This is a genomic window from Arenibacter nanhaiticus (assembly GCF_900141935.1).
Taxonomy (GTDB): Bacteria; Bacteroidota; Bacteroidia; order Flavobacteriales; family Flavobacteriaceae; genus Arenibacter; species Arenibacter nanhaiticus.
Map to the genome: position 1 here is coordinate 45229 of NZ_FQYX01000018.1, position 22131 is coordinate 67359.

The following is a 22131-nucleotide window of genomic DNA, read 5'->3' on the forward strand; positions in this document are numbered from 1 at the left end:
ATTACAATTTTTGACTTTCTTTTATTTGGATTGATTTGTTTTTGGGTGTTGGTAGCTTTTTGTCGGGATTAACAACTAATTCATCTTCAAAAAGCATGCGGACCGATGGAGTGTAGGCGTCATCGTATTGTCCGTTTTTTACGGAGAGCAAAAAAGCGGCAAAAAAAACTATGGCCACAATAATACTTAAGGTCAATAATAAATAAATAGCACTCATCCTTTTTTTTATTTCGGGGTAAAACTACCATGGCCATTTCTAGGAAAATATGACATTTGTCAGGTTTCGATTTTTGGATCAAAAAAAAGGAGGCACCCCTTGGAGATAATGCAATGCTAAAACCACCAATATTCTCCTGATAACAGCATTTTTTGGATCGCAGAAAAAAAATAAATCCGTTTATAAACGTATTTTTTACGTGTTTTATCGCGATTTCAAGGGGGGTATGTCTAAAACACTGTTAATTTGGGGGGTAGAATGTTAATTTTATCAATAATTTATTAGAATTATTATTAGATTTGTCTCTTTTGACAAAAAAATCAACCTAGTAGGTTGGCTTTTTTTATCGTTTTGCCAATTAAATTAAATTCACAAATTGCAATAAAAAATGTTTAGAAAAACCGGTTATTTATTTTTGACAAGTTTGTTGTTGGCCAGTTGCCAGCAGAAAAAAGAAGTGGTGTGTACTCCAAGTGATACTGCTATCAATTATCCTTCGGGCGATTCCCTTGCCAATGTCCTTAAGTGGCCCGATGATTTAAAAATAACCGGTTTTTCTGGTCCCGATGTGAACCCTAGTCCAGCATGTATGGCAGTATCGCCTACAGGAGAAGTGTTTGTTGGGGTAGATATGATGGGGTCCCTAGGAAAAGATATGGGAAAAGGATTCATTAAGCGTTTGGTAGATTGTAACCATGACGGAATTATGGATTCATATACTGAGTTTGCCCGCGTAGATAACCCTCGTGGTATTTTGGCTATTGGGAACCAGGTGTTTGTGCTTCATACTACGTTTACCGAAGAAACTAAAAAAGCCAACAATATGGATTTGATTGTTTTTGAGGATGTCGATAACGATGGGGTGGCCGATGGACCAGCGAAAGTACTGATCAAAAACATCAGTAACTCCAAATACCTACAGGAAAGAGGTACAGACCATGCTACCAATGGTATCCAAATGGGTATTGATGGGTGGATTTATATCGCTGTGGGCGATTTTGGTTTCCACAATGCAACCGATGCAGAAGGAACACAGTTGACCATGTTAGGTGGTGGAATCGTACGAGTACGCCCCGATGGAACAGGAATGGAAGTGTATACCCACGGTCTTCGTAATATTTACGATGTGGCTATCGACCCGTTCATGAACATGTTCGTTAGAGGGAACACCAATGATGGTGGAGGATGGAATATCCGTTTCTCCCACCAAATTCAATCGGCAGAATATGGGTATCCTATGTTGTTCAAGCACTTTACGGAAGAAATTATTCCCGCTTTGGCCGATTTGGGTGGAGGGTCTGGAACAGGGGCTCTTTACATGAACGATGACCGTTGGCCAGAGAATTACAACAATGTGCCAATGATGGCCGATTGGGGAAGAAGCTATTTATATTTCCACAGAGTGACCAAAGACAAGGCTAGCTTTACCCAGGAAGTAGAAGATTTTATACAATTGCCACAAATTACCGATGTCGATGTCGATGGTGGTGGTGCCATGTACCTTTCTGCTTGGGATGGTGCCGGATATTCTGGTAGTCCTGACAAGGGGTATGTAGTGAGGGTAACCCCTAAAGATTTCAATTATGAGCCACTAGAAAATGTAGCCGATATTTACTGGACCAATGATGTGGTTGCCTTGTTAAAATCCGGGAATGCCAAGACTAGACAAAGCGCCCAATACGAATTGTTAAGAAGAGGGAAAGGTGCCGATGCCGTTTATAAATTGGCTAAGAATGCCGACCTGTCCCTAGAAGTACGTACAGCAAGTATCTTTACTTTTGCACAACTTACCGGAGTAGAAGGGATAGAGCGTTTGGTAGCGCTGACCGAAGATGCGGCCGTTCAGGAATTTGCCCTTAGAGCTTTGGCAGACCGAAAAGAAAATATAGCGAATGTTCCAGTAGAACCATTCTTAAAAGCACTTAAATCTGGTTCGGACCGTGTAAAAGCTGCCGCTATCGTAGGATTGGGCAGATTGGGAAGACAAGAAGCTGTCAATGACTTATTAGAAGTTGCCGTTCCCGATTCTTTTGTGGCACCTGAATTAAATACAGAAGGTCCGCATGCCACCCCGAATTCTGATATCGTGCTACCTCATTTGGCAGTAAAAGCCTTGGTAAGCTTAAACGCTGTAGATGCTGCTGTGAAGGCCTTGGATACGGATAGGAAAGATTTGGCCCTATGGACACTTAGATACATGCATAGCCCTGTAGCTGTCGATGGCTTGATAAACGCCTACGAAAACACTACAAATCCAACGTATAAAAGAGCGTTGTTGAATACGCTTGCGCGACTTTATTTCCAAGAAGCTGATTATGATACTTCATGGTGGTGGAGTACCCGTCCAGATACCCATGGTCCATACTACAAAACTGTAGAATGGGATGAGACGGCTAAAATCCGCGATTTTATGATGGCCGAGTGGGAGAAGGCTAGTGATAACGAAAAATTATTCTATTCTGAGCTAAACGTTAAATATCGTTTGGGAATCGATGATTTTGGAACGATTGAACAGTCAGCGCCAAAAGTAGATTTACCGGTGATGGATCTTGAGAAAATCAAGAACAAAAAAGGCCAGGTAGGAGAATCTTCTATCGAAGATATTATGTTAGCCCTTCAAGAGGTGAAAGGCGATGCCTCTAAAGGAGAAGCCATATTTAAATCTCAAGCTTGTTTTACTTGCCACAGCTTAAAGAGTAGCGAGACAATGAAAGGGCCGTTTATGGGACAGATTGGTTCTATTATGAACAGAGAGCAGATAGCCGAATCGATAATTAAACCTAATGCGTCTATTTCTCAAGGCTTCTCTACCGTACAGATAGAGACCAAGGCAGACGACTTCTATGTAGGGTTTATTACCCAGGAATCTGCCAGCGATCTAACGATCACGAATATCGCTGGAGTGCCAACCAAATTAAAGAAATCGGACATCGCTTCTAGGAAGGAATTGGAAACTTCCATGATGCCTGCCGGATTGGTGAATGCCTTGAGCTTCGAAGAATTAGCCTCTTTAATTGCCTTCTTGGAAAATCAGAAATAGGACTTTCCTAAGCCAATACATTTTATAAAATCACCCGCTTTTCTTAGGTTAGAAAGGCGGGTGATTTTTTTTGTCCTATCTGTTCTAATTTATAAATCTGCGAAGCCTTATCATTATAATAAGGGCGTTCCCTCCTTCGTCGGGCGGGCTATTGGCTATATCCCTTGCTCCGCTGCGGGGATGCCGCCGCTATCCCTAACGCTGTTTCAGTGAACCATTAGCAACTAACCATAAAAAAGTTGAATTTTCCTGACGAGCCTTGTCCGGTTTGAGCCATTAATTTCAGTATTGACGAACAGTTTTTATGAATTATTGTTTAAAGACACCCCTCCTAAAGGGGTGTTCTTAACCACAACCACAATACAGTCCTGCCTGCCTTCTAAGAAGTTTTTTATTGGTTTTTAGTAGCTGTTAAATATTGTTTTCGGTCTCCATCGCTAGCGGGAGTGTCGCGCTCGTGCCCGTTTTAAAAAGAATAGGAAGACAGCAATAATTTTGAAAGCTCCTATCTTTTAAATACCGGCAAGTGGCTTTGTGCAGTGCGTTTACTTTCCGAATAGGACGGCAATAGAGGTTTAGTCATAGGATCGCGAAGTACTTTGTCTATCCATTCGCAACCACCACGATTTTTTCTAGCCCTAGGGAGCCTTTTACGAGGGTAGTTTTTTGGCCAACAAATTGGTGGCTACCGTGGTAAACAAGACAATGCTGATAGAGCTTAGGGGCATTAATATCGCCGCTATAACAGCTTCTAACTGTCCGGTTACCGCAAAGTATAGGCCAACGGCATTGTACATGAGCGAAAGCATAAAACTAAGTCGTATAATACGAATGGCTTTTTTAGAAGCGGTAATATATTGGTACAAGTGCCTTAAGTTTTTGGCGTCTAAAATTCCGTCACAGGCAGGCGAAAAAACGTTAACATTTTCGGAAATGGCAATGCCTACATCACTTTGTGCCAAGGCCCCGGCATCGTTTAATCCGTCGCCTAGCATCAGCACCTTTTTACGGTTGTCCTGTAGCCCGCGGATAAATTCCATCTTATCATCGGGTTTTTGGTTAAAATAAAGTGGGGTGCCTTTTGGGGTTAGTTGTTCTAACCGAGCTCTTTCCCCGGCATTATCGCCCGATAAAATGGAAATATCCAAGGTTCGGGACATCTCCTTAAAGAGCTCTGAAATTCCTTTTCTATACTCATTGTGGAAAAGAAAACTTCCCTTATACCTGTCGTTGGCACTGATATGTACCGAGGTGGTCTCTAAGGAGTTGGTTGCCGTATGCCCCACATAATGGGCAGAACCTATTTTAATACGGTCCTGAGCCTTGGTGCCCATAAGGCCCTGGCCAATGTTTTCTTCATAATCGTCCAAGGTTATAATATCATGGGCATCGAGCAAATCATACAGAGAGCGGCTCAAGGGATGGTTTGACGACCGGAGGGTGTTTTTTAAAAGGGATTCTTCCGCTGCTGTTAGGGCTATGCCTTCGTAACAAATATTACTTTTTTTAGGAGCGGTGATCGTTCCGGTTTTGTCAAAAATAACAGTATCTATTTTTGCCAATTCCTCAATGGCTCGAGTGTCCTTTAAATAAAATTTCTTGCGTCCAAATATACGGAGCATGTTCCCCAGGGTAAAAGGTGCTGCCAAGGCAATGGCACAGGGACAGGCAATAATAAGGACCGCCGTAAAAACATTGATGGCCTTACTGGGGTCTTTAACCAACCAAAAGGAGGTAGCTATAACAGCAATACTTAAAACAGTAATCGTAAAGCGCTTGCCTATGCTATCGGTAATGTTCTCAAAGCCGGTCGATTTGTCCTTATCAAAAATGGCATTGCTCCACAATTGCGTCAGGTAACTTTGGGAAACAGATTTTAACGCTTCCATCTCAATGGCGCTTTGTAACTGTTTGCCTCCGGCATATACCTTATCGCCCGAAAACTTATGTACCGGGTCCGATTCTCCCGTGACAAAACTGTAATCGATTCTAGCATTTCCAGAAAGTACAACCCCATCGACCGGAATTAATTCCTCATTTCGGATAAGAAGTCGGTCGCCTTTCTTAATATCGTATACCTGTACACTTACTTCTTTGTTGTTTTTGGTTATTTTGGTGACGGCTATTGGGAAGTAGGATTTGTAATCGCGTTCAAAAGAAAGGTAGGAATAGGTTTTCTGTTGAAAAAACTTCCCCAATAATAGAAAGAACACCAGACCGGTAAGGCTATCAAAAAAACCCGCGCCCAAATCAAAGATAATTTCCATGGTACTGCGCAAAAACAAGACTATAATCCCCAAAGCTATTGGGACGTCCATATTTAAGATTCTAGAGCGCAGGCCCTTGTAGGCAGCCTTAAAATAACCCTGGGCGGCATAGAAGACCACAGGCAAAGAAAAGGCAAACATCAACCAGCGAAAAAAGCCCTTATATTGTTCAAGCCAAAATTCGCCTACTTCAAAATACTCGGGAAAAGAAAGGAACATAACATTGCCAAAGGCAAAGCCAGAAATTCCCAATTTGTATAGTAAACTACGGTCGACGCCCTTCTTTTGAGGCTCCATGTCATCTAAGGAAATATAGGGTTCATACCCTATTCTCGAGAGCAAAACCACCAGTTCTTTCAGACTTGCCTTGGTTTTATTAAAGCTAATGCGAACCGTTTTCTTGGGGAAATCGACCTGAGAACTGTTAATGGCAGGGTGTAGTTTGTTTAAATTTTCCAAGATCCAAATACAGGAACTACAATGAATGTGGGGGATGTAAAGGTTTATAATCTGTAGGGTGCCATCATTGAACTCCAATAGCTTTTCCAGGATGGGCTGGGACTCCAAAAAATCGTATTTCCCTGCTATTTCCTTTGGGGTAGCCCCCGCAGCGGATTGCAATTCGTAGTAGTAGGATAGGTCATTGGTAGCGAAAATATCATAGACCGTTTTACAACCATTACAACAAAAATGTTTGTCCTCCTGCGCAATTGGACTGTTGCCGCAATCGTCCCCGCAATGAAAACACAAAGTCTTAGCCATACCATATAAATTTAAAGTAGCAAAGATGTCATCAAAGGTTTTTAGAAAACATGACAACCGTCAGGTTTTAAAGAAAGCGCTTCCTTTAATTTTGTCCCATCAGCGAAATTTATAGCTATGAGTAGATGTGAAAATTGTATCATTCGCCAGTTTAATTCCCTACGTGCAATGAGCAAGGAAGAATTAAAAAAGGTGTCCGATACAAAAACAACCAAATTGTTTAAAAAGGGAGAAACCATTTTTGAGGAGAACGAGAAACTCAACGGAGTGTTTTGTGTGCGCAATGGGGTATCCAAACTTTCCAAATTAAGTCCTAACGGCAAAGACCAAATTGTAAAGTTGGCCTCTAAAGGGGCGGTCTTGGGGCAGCGCTCGGTGATCGTTGAAGAAATATCCAACCTTAGTGCCGTGGCCTTAAACGATATGGAAGCTTGCTTTATTCCCAAAAATGCTATTGTTAATACCCTTAATGCCAATCCTAATTTTGCAGTGGAAGTCCTTAGGCATATGGCACACGATTTAAAGGAAGCAGACGATGTAATCGTCAATATGTCCCAAAAAACCGTAAAACAACGGGTCGCAGAGGCCTTTATTTATCTTAAAAACAATTTCGGCGAGGATAAGAACGGCTATCTGGCCCTCACCTTATCGCGTGAGGATATCGCCAATGTCGTTGGCACCGCTTCCGAATCGGTCATCAGGATTATTTCGGAATTCAAAAAAAAGGGACTGATAAAAACCTTTGGAAAAAAAGTAGCGATTGTAGACCCCCAATCCTTAAACAATTTGGCCGAAGCCATATAGTACTTTTTTACCGTTGTATGGCAAGCTCTTAATTCATGTGAAATATGCCCTGGCCGGGGAGTAAAACCTGACTAAAGTCATAGTTTCAGGACCCAACTTCTTCTAGTTTTACAGCATTATTAGAGTCAAGTCTAAACATTTGCTAAAACAATATATTTTGAAAAACATATTACTGCCCACAGATTTTTCTGATAATTCTTGGAATGCCATAAAATATGCAATCTCGCTCTATAAGGAAGAAAAGTGTGTCTTCTATATCCTTAATACCTATACGCCCACCATTGCCCATAGTAGGTTTATGGCCATATCAGACCATGAAAAAATGAGTAAGGACATTGTGCGTGCCAATTCTGAAAAAGGATTGATGAATTTGGTGTGGAAAATAAAAAGTAAGTACAACAATGAGCACCATAGTTTCGTGACCATTTCTTCTTTTAATTTATTGGTCGATGAGGTAAAAAATATCATTGAAACCAAGAAGATCGATTTGGTTATAGCAGGAACCAAGGGAGCTAGCCAACTCGAAGAGGTTTTTATGGGAAGTAATATTGTACGGATGATAAAATCTATCAAAAACTGTCCGGTCTTGGCCATTCCCAGCAATTTTAAATTTATAAGACCTTCGGAAATAGCCTTTGCTACAGATTTTAATAGGTTTTATACCGAGTCGGAGCTACGGCCATTGATAGAAATGGCAAGGTCTTTCCAGGCAACGATTAGGATCGTTCATGTACAGTACGAAATAAAAGCCCTTACCGAAGTACAGCAGTTTAATTTGGGCATGTTACGGAAGTATTTGGGAGAGCTGCCTCATTATGTACACACCGTTTCCGAACTGAACTCGGTTTCCAAAACCTTGGAGGTCTTTGCCAATGAACTCGATATTCATTTATTGGCCATGCTTCATTATCCGCATAGCTATATGGAAAAAATGACCCGCGAACCTATTGTAAACAGATTGGCCTTTCATACCCAAATTCCCCTTTTGGTGATTCCAGAATTGGGAATGAATGCCAGTTGCTTTTCTGTTAATAAAGAAGCCTCCGAAAATCCTTCCCGAACCCTTAAAAATTAGGAGCGTTTAAAATTTAAAACAGAATTCTACGAGCGTCCTATAAATTCGTTTACAGGGTACGTTTAAAAAAATCATGCCTATTTATGGGGTTCTGTAAAGCTTGTGATATTATTTTTTGATACATTAGTAGTATCAACCCTTTAAAGAATAGCATTGGAAGTAAATAGGACATATACGGAACAGCATAAAATATTAGTGGCCACTGATTGTATTGTTTTTGGTTTTGATGAAGGGGTATTAAAACTTTTGGTTTTTAAGCGAAGAATAAATCCTTTTATGGGCGAGTGGTCATTGATAGGGAGTTTTGTAGATGAAGAAGAAAGTGTTACCGAAGCGGCAAGACGCGTTTTATTACAGTTTACGGGATTGGAGAATATCTTTTTAAAGGAATTAAAGGCTTATAGCGATGTAGACCGCGATCCAGGGGCACGTTGTATATCTATAGGGCAATATGCCCTGATCCGTATTAACGAATATGATAAGGAACAAGTAGAGCGGCATGGTGCCAAATGGTTTGCCGTAGACGAGCTTCCCGAGATGGTTTTAGACCATAATAAAATGATTTCCGATGCCTTGGACAGGCTAAAGGAAAAAGCAAGACGGAAACCCTTGGGCTTTGAACTGTTGCCCGAAAAATTTACCATTCCCCAATTACAAAACCTTTACGAGGCCATTTACCAAAGAAAATTGGACGATCGGAATTTTAGAAAAAAACTACTGTCCTTTGGATTGCTCATTAAATTGGATGAAAAAGATAAAACATCTTCCAAAAAGGGAGCTTTCTTATACCGTTTTGATCATGATAAATACAAAAACTTAGAGGAGTCCGGATTTAATTTTGTCCTTTAAGCCATTGGTGATAAACTTGTGGGTAAATAATTTAAATAAGCAACTTTAAAGGGGGGATATCCCAAAAGCTTTTTTATCTTTGTCGTGTTGTGTTGTGTCTTAATGCAAATTAAGGCAAGGTTGTATTGTCGTAAGAAGCCAATTGTAGTTGGTGCGACATAAACCAGTGAAAGGCTTTCCATAATGGAAGGCTTTTTTTGTTTTTAGACGATTCACATACATCCGCAACTCTAACCAACACCCACCTGTCCCCTAATTTCGAACTTAAATTGCTGCATTTCCCGCTATGTTAATTGAAACCCCGCGTTAGGGACCGCGGCGGCATCCCCGCAGCGAAGCAAGGGATATAGCCAAGGGCCCGCCCGACGCAGGAGGGAACGCCCAAATAACCTTCCTTCAACATAAACAAGCTCTAACCTTTTTTATCATTATTATATTCTCAATTTTATAGTAATGTTTTATCAAAACCTTATTTTATCGTACATTTATTGAAGAAGCAATAAAGGAAGCCAGCTATGCCTGTATATCATAAATTAGGACAGATTCCGTCTAAAAGACATACTATTTTTAAAAAGAAGGATGGGAGCCTTCATTACGAACAGCTGTTTGGTACCATTGGTTTTGATGGTATGTCTTCGCTCATGTACCATTTGCACCGTCCTACCATGGTAAAGGCGGTGGGGGAGAGCGAAGATGTTAGGTCCAGGGCGGCGGTAACCCATAATATAAAATCTAGATTGCTCAAAGGGTTCCATATACAGCCAGAAGCGGATTTTTTGGAGAGCCGCAAAACGGTTTTGTTCAACAACGACGTGCATATTGTGTTGGCCGCCCCACAGGAGTCTATGACCGATTATTTTTATAAAAATGCCGATGCCGATGAGCTTCTTTTTGTGCATAAGGGGAGCGGTGTCCTAAAGACAATGCTTGGGGAAATACGGTTTGAATACGGCGATTACCTTTTAATTCCAAGAGGTATGATTTATCAGATAAGCTTTGATACCGATGAAAATCGGCTTTTTATAACAGAATCCTATCACCCTATTTACACCCCAAAACGCTATAGGAATTGGTTTGGGCAGCATTTGGAGCATTCCCCTTTTTGTGAGCGCGATTTTAAGCTCCCGCAAAATTTGCAGACCCATGATGAGCAGGGCGATTTTGTCATAAAAGTGAAAAAACAAGGGCAATTGCACCATCTGGTCTATGCGTCCCATCCCTTTGATGTGGTAGGCTGGGACGGGTATAACTATCCCTACGGATTTTCGATACACAATTTTGAACCTATAACGGGAAGGGTGCATCAACCGCCACCGGTACATCAAACTTTTGAGACCTCGGCTTTTGTGGTATGTTCCTTTGTTCCTCGTATGTATGACTATCACCCGCAATCAATTCCCGCGCCCTATAACCATTCTAATATAGATTCTGATGAGGTGCTCTATTATGTGGATGGCGATTTTATGAGCCGGAAAAATATAGATCAAGGCTATATTTCCCTGCACCCGGCGGGAATTCCCCACGGGCCGCATCCGGGGACCTATGAGGCCAGTATAGGAAAGACCAAAACCGAAGAATTGGCGGTGATGGTAGATACTTTTAAACCCCTACAGCTTACCCAAACGGCCATGGATATAGACGATGGTAAATATTACCAGTCTTGGCTAGAGTAGGCAAAGTTGCCTTTATGCCCTTGTTCATAGCCCTGTCCTAGATTAGGCGGAGGTATGAACAGGGCTGCTTATAGGTTTTTCTAAAAGATTTTTATGATTAGAGTGACGGCCTAGGATTATGCCTGGCTGTTATTGATGCATTACAAAATGGATTAATGAAGCGGCTAATTTTGCTGTTTGATGGTCTGGGTCGTATTTCGGATTCATTTCTGCAATATCCAAACTGATCATTTTTTTGGAATCGATAATATTTTCCAAGCACTCCAGGACCATATCGGGAGAAAATCCCATGGGCGATGCCGCACTCACTCCGGGCGCGTAGGCCGATGCGAATCCGTCTAGATCAATGGTTGTGTAAATATAATCGACCCCTCTGATAAATCGTTCTAGTTTGTTTTTGGTATTGCTGAGGTGGTGTAGGTTAAAATGCTGCTGCTCTATATAGGACACATTAAGCTCCTTGGCCGTATCGAATAGGGCTTTTATATTGGCATCTTTTCGAATGCCTAGGCAGATATATTTGAATTTGGTATTGTCTCGTTTACAATCTCTTGAAATTTGATAAAATGGGGTACCCGAATTATTGCCATTTTCGTTGGAGCGAAGATCAAAATGGGCGTCAAAATTGATAATGCCCAAGGTGGTTTTCTTGCCTTTTGCGGCCAAGAATTTTTTGATACCGTTATAATGACCATAGGCAATATCATGACCACCGCCCAAAAGAATGGGGAAGGTGTTTTTGGCTAGTAATTGGGACACCATTTTAGCAAGGGACGATTGGGCCTCTTCCATATTACCATCTGGGCAACCAATGGTCCCTACATCTAACAGGGCAATTTCTTCCCCTAAATGGTTAGACATCTTTGCTAATTGTTGGCGGATGGCATCTGGGCCTTTGACAGCTCCTGTTCTTCCCTGGTTTCTGCCAACGCCTTCATCACAGGCGTATCCTAAAATGGCAAAGGTTTGGTCGGCATCAGGGAAGTTGGCCTCTTTTTCCAGATTGCAGAGCGCTACCTTTTCATGAAGATATTGTGCTTGGTCCGATGCTCTTCCGGTCCATCTTTCAGGATTTGTGGGGGTATAGTGTTTCATTTTTAAATATTTATTGTTATTAGCGGCCATACTTCGGCTGTGTTCAGTACAAGCATGTAATTCGCATAGCTGGAATGGTATTTGGGACCAGTTCTTGGTGATGCTCATTTTATAAAAAAGTGGCTGCTATTAGGGCGTTGAATTTTTAATTGAATATAAGCAATAATCGCCTACGCTTAGGGCAAATAATATTGAAATCCCCCTAGATTTAATATTTTAATGGAATTCTGGAATTGAATGTTAATTGGCTACAGATTCATCCGATTAGCCGCTAGATTTATCTGGAGGACTTTGTATTAATTCCGAATATTCTTTCTGAAAGGATTTTGTTCTATGGTGTTCTTCCTGATTTTTGATGTAATTCCGGACCCTGTTGGGCATAGAATGCGAAACTGAGGCCGCATAATATTCCTCTTGCCACTCAAATTTTGTTTTGCACAAATTATTTTTATTTATCCAAAAGGAGGATTCTCCTTTTATCAGTTGCATCACTTTTCTAATTGTTTGATCGGTCCCAAGGGATATTAGGATATGACAATGATCGGGATAGCCATTGATAAAGTCGATACATATATTTTTTTCTATGGCATTTTTCCTAATATGATTCCATACCTGCTTTCTCAGATCATGGGAGTGGAGAAAAGACTCCCTGTTTTTAGTGGAAAATACAAAATGTATGTAGGTTTTGATAAATGGCATGGTGGGTTTTTAATTTAAAAAAAATATTGTTTATCTGCTAAATTGAATAGCCTCCAGATTCATCTAGAGGACTTAGGAGCATTTATAATATCATATTGAATGGCCTGTAGGATGAGTTGAAACCCTAAAATAATAGATAAGGTAACAATCATAATAGTCCCCGTTGGGGCAAAGGTATTGATAGAGGCGTAGTAAATCCACTCCCATATTCCGAAAATGAGACCAAACATAAAAAGAGGGACGCCAAATAATAGGTATACCGATCCGATATTAAAATCATATAAAAAGTATTCTTTGACAATTCTCTTTATAAAGGTTTTTGATAGTTGCAGACTGAATACAAAGGGCATTTGCCAAATTTTCATGCTCGATTTTTCATCTCCGTAGATTGCGGGCATCGGAACATCCTTTATTTTGGCCTTTTCAAAATACAATTGTGCCAATAAGGAGGTTTCGAAGTAGTAACGGTTGGCAAGTTTTGGGAATTCTATTTTTTTCAATACTTCGGTTTTTATGGCGAAGAAACCATTGGTAGGGTCAAAATTATGCCAATACCCCGTGGCCGATTTGATAAGAAAGGACAAACCTAAGTTTCCTATTCTACGGATGACGGGCATTTTTTGCAAGGCCTTCATATCTTTAAACCGGTTTCCTTTTGCGACTGTTGCGTTCTGTGAAATTAGTGGAGACAACAATTCTGGGATATAATTTAAGTCCATCTGATCATCGGCATCTACCTTAATGACGATGTCTGCACCGATAGCGATAGCCTTTTCGAACCCTTTTTTTGTAGCGCCGCCAACGCCTAAATTTATGTCATTCTCCAAAAAGCAGGGGGTTGTTTGGGGATTGATAATTTGCTCAATAGCCGCCTTTGGTATGGGAATTGGACTTTTATCATCTACAATGATGACCGTATGGATATAGTCTGGCAATTTGGAAACAACCCGTGCAATCTCCTTAAAAGCGTTGAAATACGGGATTACTACCACTATCTTATAAGAAAAATAATGTTGGTTATCCCTAGATGATTTTACCATCTGTATCCCTATATTATTGATTCTCTCGTTGCTGTAGTGCATAATTTAAATTTCCGTTTGCAAGCTTATGGTCGGTTACAAGCTTTAAGGCTTCCTTACAGGCCTTTATTGCTTTATGATATTGTTTTAGTTGGTTATAGGCAGAACATATATTATTATAGGCAGCGGCATTGGGGACTATGGCAATCGATTTTTTTGCTGCTGCGATGCACTTCAAATAATTCTCCTCCTTGTAATACCTATAACTGAGGTTTATATAATGTTCTGATAATTCCACTTTGTCCATTCCTTCGGTTGTCATCGCCAACCTATTTTTCCTTTCCAAAGCGTTTTTTAAATTATTCTTAGCCAGCTGATAGTCGGGCTTTAATTTCAATGCTTTTTCATAAGCTTCAATAGCCTCGTCATAATTGAATAAATAAAAATTGGCAATCCCAATATTATTATAAGCTCCTGGGGAATCAGCTTTTAGTTCCAGAGCCATTTTGGCAGCACGGAGGCAGTCCTCATAAAGGCCGTCATTGTAAAATTTTAAACTCAGGTTTAGATATTTTTCCGGGCTAGGAGAGTTGGCTATTTCTGCTTCTAGCACCTGGAGTATAGATTTTTGACTGGCTGCAATAGCGATGTATTTATTCGCCAGGTGGTCCTTGGGGCTTGTTTCTAAAATGTTGTTGGCAAAACTTTTCATACCCTCCCAATCTTCAAGATGATGGTACGATTTTAAAATTAATTCATGAGTGTTAATGTAGTTGGATGAAATATCGTTGGTCTTCTTAAGATTTTCTATGGCCTTTTCAAATTCATTTTGTTGAAATAAGAAGCGGCCGTAGTAATAGTGCGATTTATGGCTAGATTGGTTCAGGGACAGGGCTTTTTCAAAATATTCAGTAGCCCTATCCTTATCTCCGGTAGCATTTTTCAAAATCCCTAAATTGATGTAAATACTGGAGTAGGTGGGAGCTAATTCCAAGGCTTTCATAAAGGAAGATTCAGCATTGGTATAATCGCCTTGGGCCATTAGAGCCAACCCATAATTCATATGTCCCCTCCCGTTTTTTGGACTTTTTTGGGTAACATCGTACCAGAGGCTAGCTTCATCTTTCCACACTTTATTGCGCTGGTGAACGCCATAGGCATTGGCAAACAGAAAAAATAGTCCCATAAACACCAAGGCGTTCTGTCCATTTTTAGTTGCAATTATTCTAGGAAGGTAGGTTTCCAAGACGAATTTGGTACCGAAAATAAAGGCTATGGTCAATCCCATATAAGGAATAAAACTCCGATGATCATTTAAAACTTCGGCAAACGGAAGTATCGAGGAAGAAGGTAAAAGGGCAATAAAGAACCAAAGCAGCCCAAAAGAGAATAATTTGGTTTCTCTTTTTTTAGAAGCTTTCAATGCCAAATAGAGTAATAGGGAGATAATTATGATTCCCACTATGGCCCGATAATCCAAAATAGATTCAAAGACCACCCAATCGGTGTCTGCAGAAAGATTATAGGGAATAAAATAGGTTAGGATATAGTGGCACAGGACCAATGGTTGGGTAATCAGATAATTATATCGGTTTGCTCCCCCTGGGGCAAAAGTGTCCGGTAGCATGCTAAAATAAAATACTAAGAAAGCCAGTGTTAGTATAAAAGAGGGGAAGACCTTAACAAAGGATCGCAGGCTTTTTTTAAATTCTTGGGGCCTGTAAAAGTGCAATAGGTCTGCTTCTTCCTCAAAAATCAAAAAGTATAAAAATAATAATGGAGAAAAGACCAGGGCCATTTCCTTGGCGAAAAAACCGATGAACGGGAAAATTAAGTAAAGGTGCCATTTTCGCCATTTGCCACCACTTAAAAAGGCTGTAAATCCCAACAATATATAGAATCCGGCTATGATTTCCGAGCGTTGGATGATATAATTGACCGTTTCTGCATTGGCACATAATAGTCCAAATACGGCAGCCACCAACAGTCCCCAAAACTGATTGCATTTGGAGAATTCTATTCGGTCTAATAATTTTTTTACAAAAAGTAGGAGGGCTGCACAGGTGAATAGGAAAAAACTAAAGATATGTATGTGAAAGGCCAAGGGGTGCAAGCCCCCGGCAATCTTATAATCGAGGGCATTTTCCAAGGTGGTATAGGGCCGGTAAGATCGGTTGGAGGGGAGGGAACTAAAGGTAGTCACATCCCTGAAAAATGCCGAAACGTTTAGCTCTTTAATGGCGTGGTTATCCTCTATGGTATGGCTATCGTCAAAATGAAATCCGTTGTAGAAATGATTGGAGTATGCTAGGAGCATTACGGCAACCAAAAAGAAAGAAAGTAAAATAAAAATTGGATGCTTAAACGTATTTTGCTGGTTTCGGTCAAAACCGCTAAGCTGGTAAATAGAATGTGTAAACTTTGAAAATAGATTTATCATAGTGTTTTATGATTTACAGATTTTCATTTTTTAACAGGAACCAAATAATCCTATAAAATTTAAATTAGTAGCATAACGGAATTATAGACGAGTATAGTATACGATTCCCCCTTTTATTGTTACTACACTTTTCGAAATACAAAGCAGTAGGTGTCTGGGAATAGCTGTAAAAAAGGGAATAACACCACTGCTCCAACTTTTGTGATTATGCGCATGAGAACCCCTTGATTGTTATCTTGTTTTATTCTATCTGATATCTCTGATAGATTTATAGTTTTTAAAGGAAAGGAATCCTCTAACTTAAAATTGTTCTCCTTTGAAAACTTCAATAGTGTCTGCTTATTAAAGTAGCTTAAATGGGGACTGTGAAAATTAAATTGCCACATCCTATTTAATAAAGATTTTATCCCAAAACGATAGGCAAGCCTGGAAATAAAATAAATTAAACCTTCTTGTATCGGAACATTAATGATCAAAAGTCCATTTTCATGGAGCATAGCATAATTTGCTTTCATGATTTCTTTCAGCTCGGGTAAATGTTCGATGACATCATTATAGGCTATAAAATCGTATTTTTTGGAGGACGAGATATCCTGTGGAAAAAAACCGTTATCTACGGAGAGTCCTTCTTTTTGGTAGCGCTCGTTAAAACGTGTTTCTGGCTCTATACCTTCGCAACGAATATTGTTGTCCTTACAAACTTCAAGGAACCATCCGTATCCAGGGCCTACTTCCAGACCGTGCTGATGGAGTTGGGAATGCTGTTTGATAGAGGTAAGAATACGGTGAAAATTTTCCTTCCGTAAATTGATCAATGCTTTCTCCCTTGTTGTCTCGTTTAAATCAGAAACAAAACTTTTATTAAAAGTTGCATCGGGACAATATTGAAAATCACATTCGGGGCACTGAAATACATTAAACTTTAGGCGATATTTCAATGTAGGTTTGACGTTTGTACAAATAGGACAAGGCTTCATTAATTAATGCAGGTTGGTTAAATAAGTGGTCTGGTTTATAAAGAACGTATTCACAACGAAAAACGTATAAGAATATATACATTATGGGGATCTTATCTTTAAAAATAACAGCTTATCCTTATAATTCACAATGAAGAAGGTGTTTTAATTGTAGCGCATAGCGATATCCTTTAGCTATTAAAGAGAGGAGATTCCAATAGTTAAATTTGGAATTATCTTCGGATGCATCAAAAATAGATTAGCCTCCAGATTTATCTGGAGGCTAAAGAATTTAAAACAATCCTTCCAGCAAGTCGTCTGCCACCAAATTGGGCAGGGTAACTTTTAAGGTAGGGGTACGCTCCATTTCTCTTTTTATAGCAAAAAGCGCTTCTTCATTACGTGCCCAGCTCCTTCTCGATATTCCGTTGTTAACATCGTAGAACAACATATTCTTTAATTTTCTGGAAGCCTCTTGGGAACCGTCGAGTACCATTCCAAATCCGCCATTCATTACTTCGCCCCAGCCTACGCCGCCACCATTGTGTATGGATACCCAAGTGGCGCCTCTAAAGCTATCTCCAATTACATTGTGTATGGCCATATCTGCGGTAAACTTGCTACCGTCGTAAATATTGCTGGTTTCCCTAAACGGGGAATCGGTACCGCTGACATCGTGGTGGTCCCTACCTAATACAATTGGGGCTTCTATTTCTTTGTTGGCAATGGCTTGGTTAAAGGCCTCGGCGATTTTTGCCCGCCCTTCGGCATCGGCATATAATATCCTTGCCTGTGATCCTACTACCAATTGATTGGCCTCGGCTTCCTTGATCCATTTTATATTGTCTTGCATCTGTTGCTGTATCTCTGGGGGGGCCACGGCCATTATTTCTTCCATGACTCTTTGGGCAATGGCATCTGTTTTTTGTAGGTCTGTCCTTTTCCCAGAAGTACACACCCATCTAAAGGGGCCAAAACCATAATCGAAGCACATAGGTCCTAGGATATCCTGCACATAGGAGGGGTATTTAAAATCGATGTTGTTACTGGCCATGATATCGGCTCCGGCACGAGAAGCCTCTAATAAAAAGGCATTTCCATAATCGAAGAAATAAGTGCCTTTGGCAGTATGCTTGTTGATGGCTGTCACCTGTCTTCTTAAAGAGGCCTGCACGGTTTGTTTAAAGGCGTTTGGATCTTTACTCATCAGGGTGTTTGCCGCTTCAAAACTCATGGAAACGGGATAATACCCTCCCGACCAAGGGTTGTGAAGCGATGTTTGGTCCGATCCCAGATGTATATAGAGTTTTTCTTCATAAAACCGCTCCCAAACCGATACGATGTTCCCGATAAAGGCGATGGATACCACTTCTTTTTTGGCAACGGCCTTTTTGGCCCGTATCACCAAAGCGTCTATATCGTCTATGAGTTCATCTACCCATCCTTGGTCATGTCTTTTTTTTGCGGCCGCCGAATTTACCTCGGCGCAAATGGTGATACAGCCTGCTATATTTCCGGCCTTTGGTTGTGCCCCGCTCATACCTCCCAGTCCAGCGGTCAGGAATATCTTTCCTGCTGGGGTTTCCCCAGCTTTGAGCACTTTTCTAAAGGCGTTCATTACGGTGATGGCCGTACCGTGAACAATCCCCTGTGGCCCAATATACATAAATGAACCGGCCGTCATTTGCCCGTATTGGGTGACACCCAGGGCATTGTATTTTTCCCAATCGTCTGGTTGTGAATAATTGGGGATCATCGTACCATTGGTAACGACTACCCTAGGGGCTTGCTTAGAAGACGGAAACAAGCCCATAGGGTGGCCAGAATAAAGGTGCAAGGTCTGTTCCTCGGTCATATTAGACAGATACTGCATGGTGAGCAGGTACTGTGCCCAATTCTGAAATACCGCCCCATTGCCCCCATAGGTAATCAGTTCTTCGGGATGCTGAGCCACTGCGGGGTCTAGATTGTTTTGTATCATTAGCATAATACTGGCGGCCTGGGATGTCTGTGCCGGATACTCCGATATCGGACGGGCATACATGGAATAGGTGGGCTTAAAGCGATGCATGTAAATACGGCCCAGGGAATTTAATTCATGGGCAAATTCTATGGCAAGCTCTTGGTGCCATGCCTTGGGAAAATATCGAAGGGCATTGCGGATGGCCAATTTTTTTTCATCCTTGCTCAGGATATCCTTGCGTTTTGGGGCAGGGTTGCCATGATCGGGGTAGGCTCTTTTGGGTGGTAATTCCGAGGGAATCCCTTGTAGTATCTGTGCTTTAAAATCTACTGTCTTCATCTTGTTTTTTTTAGGCTTCCGTATTTACTACTAGGGCTCCGTTTTTCCACACTTTTACAGGGGCCATCATGCCCTGTTGGTATAGTATTTCTTGATAATTATTAGTAGGAAAGGCCACGAAATCGGCCAATTTTCCCGCCACCAAGCTACCGCGATCGGAAATTCTAAGGGCATGGGCGGCCCTAACCGTTATTCCCGCTAAAACTTCGGCATTGCTCAGTTTTTCAAAGGTTCCCAAAACGGCGGCTTGTAGTAGTAAATTCCCCATAGGAGCAGAGCCCGGGTTCCAATCACTGGCGATGGCCACAGAAGCGCCGGCATCCAATAGTTTTCGTGCGGGGGTATAGTTACATCCTAAGCCTAGGGAAGCTCCTGGTAGTGCTGTGGCCACTACATTGCTATTGGCCAAAAGCGCTATTTCTTGCTCGGTACTGGCTTCTAAATGGTCGGCACTCACAGCGCCAAATTCTACTGCAACAGCACTGCCACTGGTAGAAAACTGATCGGCATGTACGGTAATATCAAAGCCCATTTCTTGGGCTTTCCTAAAATAAGGCGCAATTAGGGCTTCGGAAAAGGCCCCTTCTTCTATAAAGGCATCTATTCTATTCGATAGGCCTTCTTCTTTTAGAATGGGAAAAAGGTCTTTGGCAATTTCTTCCAAATAAGCTTCGGGGCTTCCGTTATAATCTTTTGGGATCATATGGGCAGCCAGGCAGGTCGGAACCAAATCGGCCTCACAATCGTTTTTGGCTGCTGAAATCGCCCTTAGCATCTTCAGTTCCTCGACAACAGAAAGTCCATACCCGCTTTTTACTTCTATGGTAGTAATACCTTGTTGTAGGTGTCGTGCTGCCCTTTCTTTAATAGTTTTTGTTAATAAAGAGGAAGGAGCTTTTCTGGTTTGGGTAACGGTATCCCAGATGCCGCCACCAGCTTTGGCAATTTCTAAATAGGTCTTCCCAGAGTTGCGAAGCGCATAATCCTTGGCGCGGCTACCACCGAAGCAGATATGAGTGTGCGAATCGATAAGCCCGGGCATGCACACCATCTCCATGGCTATGGGAACTGACTTCGCTTTTAGGGCCGAAGCTTCCTTTTGCAGCTGGGCATACGATCCAATGGCATAGATTTTATCCTTGTACGTTATGATGCCGCCATTTTCTATAATGGTCAGTTCCTGGTCCGATAAGGCACCCTTTAATGGTAACCCATGCATGGTCAGGAGTTGCTTAAAAGGCCCAATAAGTGTATAATTGTTCATGTTAAAACGTATTTAGTTATTTCCTATCCCTAATTAATAAACTTCAAATTCCGCCTCAAACGGACTGTCCGATGCAAGGGTATGTTTCTTCATCACCTTTTGTACAATGCGGAGAATGGTTCTGTCTTCGATAAGGGCAATTCCTTTTTCAATGTCATCGGCAAAAACCCTATCCTTTTCGGCGAAGGTTACTTTTTTGCGAACGGCCTTATGCACTTCGTCTAAAATTACCCCAGACTTCAAGGGCTTTCTAAATTCAAAGGCCTGGGCCGCGGTCAGTAATTCTATGGCCTGAATTTTGGCCACATTATCTAATACCTGCAAGGCTTTTCTACCACTGATAGATCCCATACTTACATGGTCTTCCTGGCCCAAAGAGGTAGGGATGCTATCGGCGCTGGCCGGAAAACACAGACCCTTATTTTCACTGGCCAGGGCTGCGGTGGTATACTGTAAAATCATATACCCCGAATTAATCCCTGTATCCTTCATTAATAATTTAGGGACTCCCTCGCTGATTCCTTCCAAGGATAGATATATTCTTCGGTCCGCGATGTTGCCAATTTCTGAAGCTGCCAAACAGGCATAATCTATGGCCATGGCCAAAGGTTGTCCGTGAAAACTACCGCCGCTAATGGTCAGGTCTTCGTCAATGATAATGGGGTTGTCGGTAACCGAGTTGAGTTCTATTTCCAGCAATTCCTTTAAATGTAACCAAGCATTTCGGGAGGCCCCGTGTACCTGTGGCATACATCTAAGGGAGTAGGGGTCTTGCACGCGGTCGCATTCGATATGGTTTTCCATGATCTCGGAGTCTTCTAGAAAAAAACGGATTCTATTGGCAACATGGATGTTTCCCTTGAAGGGGCGTAATTGGTGCAATTCACTAAAAAAAGGTTTTACACTTCCCTGTAGGCCCTCAATCATCATAGCGCCTATAATATCGGCATGGGAAAGGCAGGCGTGCATTTTTTCGATCACCTTTACGGCATGGGCAGCGATAAATTGGGTGCCGTTGATAAGGGCCAACCCCTCTTTTGGACCCAAATCCAAGGCACCTAAGCCAGTCTCTTTAAACAATGCTGTAGTGGTCATTGTTTTTCCTTTATAGACAACTTTTCCCAACCCGATCAAGGGTAGAAATAAATGCGATAATGGCGCCAGGTCTCCAGAAGCCCCTACAGAGCCTTGGGAGGGTACTACAGGAATAGCGTCATGGTCTATATGCCATAGAATCCTATCCAAGGTTGTTTCGGCAATACCCGAATATCCTTTCGCCAAGGATTGTACCTTTAAAATCATCATCAATTTGGCAATATCGCTTTGTATGGGAGCCCCGACTCCCACACTATGGCTTTGTAATATATTGGATTGTAAAATTTTAGTTTCCGATTTGGAAATCTTCGTAGTACACAAGGGTCCAAAACCAGTATTGATACCATATACAGGATCGCCTTTTTCTACGATATTGGCTACGATAGCGCTGCTGTCTCGAACCTTTTTTCGTGTGCTTTCCGAAAGCTTTCCTTGGATAGAACCTTCGGAAATGGCCATGGCAATGCCTGCCGTTAAATGGCCTTCGCCAAAATGAAATATGTTGTTATGAGTGGACATGCCTATTATTTTTTTAGTAACATAAATTTATTGATTAAGTTTGATAATCACCAAT

The 22131-nt window shown here is 41.4% G+C and carries 15 protein-coding genes; 5 read left to right on the forward strand and 10 right to left on the reverse strand.

Going from position 1 to position 22131, the window contains the following annotated elements:
• Window position 1: 1 nt before the first annotated feature.
• Window positions 2-217 (reverse strand): cbb3-type cytochrome oxidase assembly protein CcoS, encoded by a 216-nt coding sequence (gene ccoS / locus BUA16_RS11580; RefSeq protein ID WP_072764911.1) that lies wholly within the window; start codon window positions 215-217, stop codon window positions 2-4.
• A 388-nt stretch (window positions 218-605) separates the two neighbouring features.
• Here ccoS and BUA16_RS11585 point away from each other — a divergent pair, with 388 nt between their 5' ends.
• Window positions 606-3257, forward strand: coding sequence for a DUF7133 domain-containing protein (locus BUA16_RS11585; RefSeq protein ID WP_072764912.1), 2652 nt, complete (start codon window positions 606-608; stop codon window positions 3255-3257).
• A 650-nt stretch (window positions 3258-3907) separates the two neighbouring features.
• Here the strand turns inward: BUA16_RS11585 and BUA16_RS11590 are convergent.
• Entirely contained in the window at window positions 3908-6286 is a 2379-nt protein-coding gene (locus tag BUA16_RS11590; protein WP_072764913.1) for a heavy metal translocating P-type ATPase, read from the reverse strand.
• Window positions 6287-6403: 117 nt separating this feature from the next.
• Here BUA16_RS11590 and BUA16_RS11595 point away from each other — a divergent pair, with 117 nt between their 5' ends.
• The 4 genes from BUA16_RS11595 (at window position 6404) to BUA16_RS11610 (ending at window position 10687) form a co-directional block, all read left to right on the forward strand.
• On the forward strand, window positions 6404-7090 hold the full coding sequence (locus tag BUA16_RS11595) for a Crp/Fnr family transcriptional regulator (protein ID WP_072764914.1): 687 nt from the start codon (window positions 6404-6406) through the stop codon (window positions 7088-7090).
• Window positions 7091-7247: 157 nt separating this feature from the next.
• The gene (locus tag BUA16_RS11600; protein WP_072764946.1) at window positions 7248-8165 is read left to right on the forward strand and encodes a universal stress protein; all 918 of its coding nucleotides are present in this window, start codon (window positions 7248-7250) and stop codon (window positions 8163-8165) included.
• Between the two features lie 147 nt (window positions 8166-8312).
• Window positions 8313-9014, forward strand: coding sequence for an NUDIX hydrolase (locus tag BUA16_RS11605; protein ID WP_072764915.1), 702 nt, complete (start codon window positions 8313-8315; stop codon window positions 9012-9014).
• A 515-nt stretch (window positions 9015-9529) separates the two neighbouring features.
• Complete coding sequence (locus tag BUA16_RS11610; protein ID WP_072764916.1) at window positions 9530-10687, forward strand: homogentisate 1,2-dioxygenase; 1158 nt, start codon at window positions 9530-9532, stop codon at window positions 10685-10687.
• Window positions 10688-10816: 129 nt separating this feature from the next.
• On the opposite strand, the gene hutG is transcribed toward BUA16_RS11610, so the two are convergent.
• From hutG to hutH, 8 genes are all read right to left on the reverse strand, one after another.
• Entirely contained in the window at window positions 10817-11782 is a 966-nt protein-coding gene (hutG, locus tag BUA16_RS11615; protein WP_072764947.1) for a formimidoylglutamase, read from the reverse strand.
• A gap of 264 nt (window positions 11783-12046) precedes the next feature.
• A complete protein-coding gene (gene tnpA, locus BUA16_RS11620) occupies window positions 12047-12481 on the reverse strand; it encodes an IS200/IS605 family transposase (protein ID WP_072764917.1) in 435 nt (144 codons plus the stop codon).
• 59 nt (window positions 12482-12540) lie between these two features.
• A complete protein-coding gene (locus BUA16_RS11625; RefSeq protein ID WP_084668490.1) occupies window positions 12541-13563 on the reverse strand; it encodes a glycosyltransferase family 2 protein in 1023 nt (340 codons plus the stop codon).
• Complete coding sequence (locus BUA16_RS11630) at window positions 13535-15940, reverse strand: tetratricopeptide repeat protein (protein ID WP_072764918.1); 2406 nt, start codon at window positions 15938-15940, stop codon at window positions 13535-13537. The genes BUA16_RS11625 and BUA16_RS11630 overlap by 29 nt, the downstream gene beginning before the upstream one ends.
• Before the next feature lie 122 nt (window positions 15941-16062).
• Window positions 16063-16878: a class I SAM-dependent methyltransferase gene (locus BUA16_RS11635; protein ID WP_178338874.1), complete on the reverse strand. Its 816-nt coding sequence runs from the start codon at window positions 16876-16878 to the stop codon at window positions 16063-16065.
• A gap of 310 nt (window positions 16879-17188) precedes the next feature.
• Window positions 17189-19198, reverse strand: coding sequence for a urocanate hydratase (locus BUA16_RS11640; protein ID WP_072764920.1), 2010 nt, complete (start codon window positions 19196-19198; stop codon window positions 17189-17191).
• Between the two features lie 10 nt (window positions 19199-19208).
• Window positions 19209-20462 (reverse strand): imidazolonepropionase, encoded by a 1254-nt coding sequence (hutI, locus tag BUA16_RS11645; protein WP_072764921.1) that lies wholly within the window; start codon window positions 20460-20462, stop codon window positions 19209-19211.
• Window positions 20463-20495: 33 nt separating this feature from the next.
• The gene (gene hutH, locus BUA16_RS11650) at window positions 20496-22076 is read right to left on the reverse strand and encodes a histidine ammonia-lyase (protein ID WP_072764922.1); all 1581 of its coding nucleotides are present in this window, start codon (window positions 22074-22076) and stop codon (window positions 20496-20498) included.
• Between the last annotated feature and the right edge of the window lie 55 nt (window positions 22077-22131).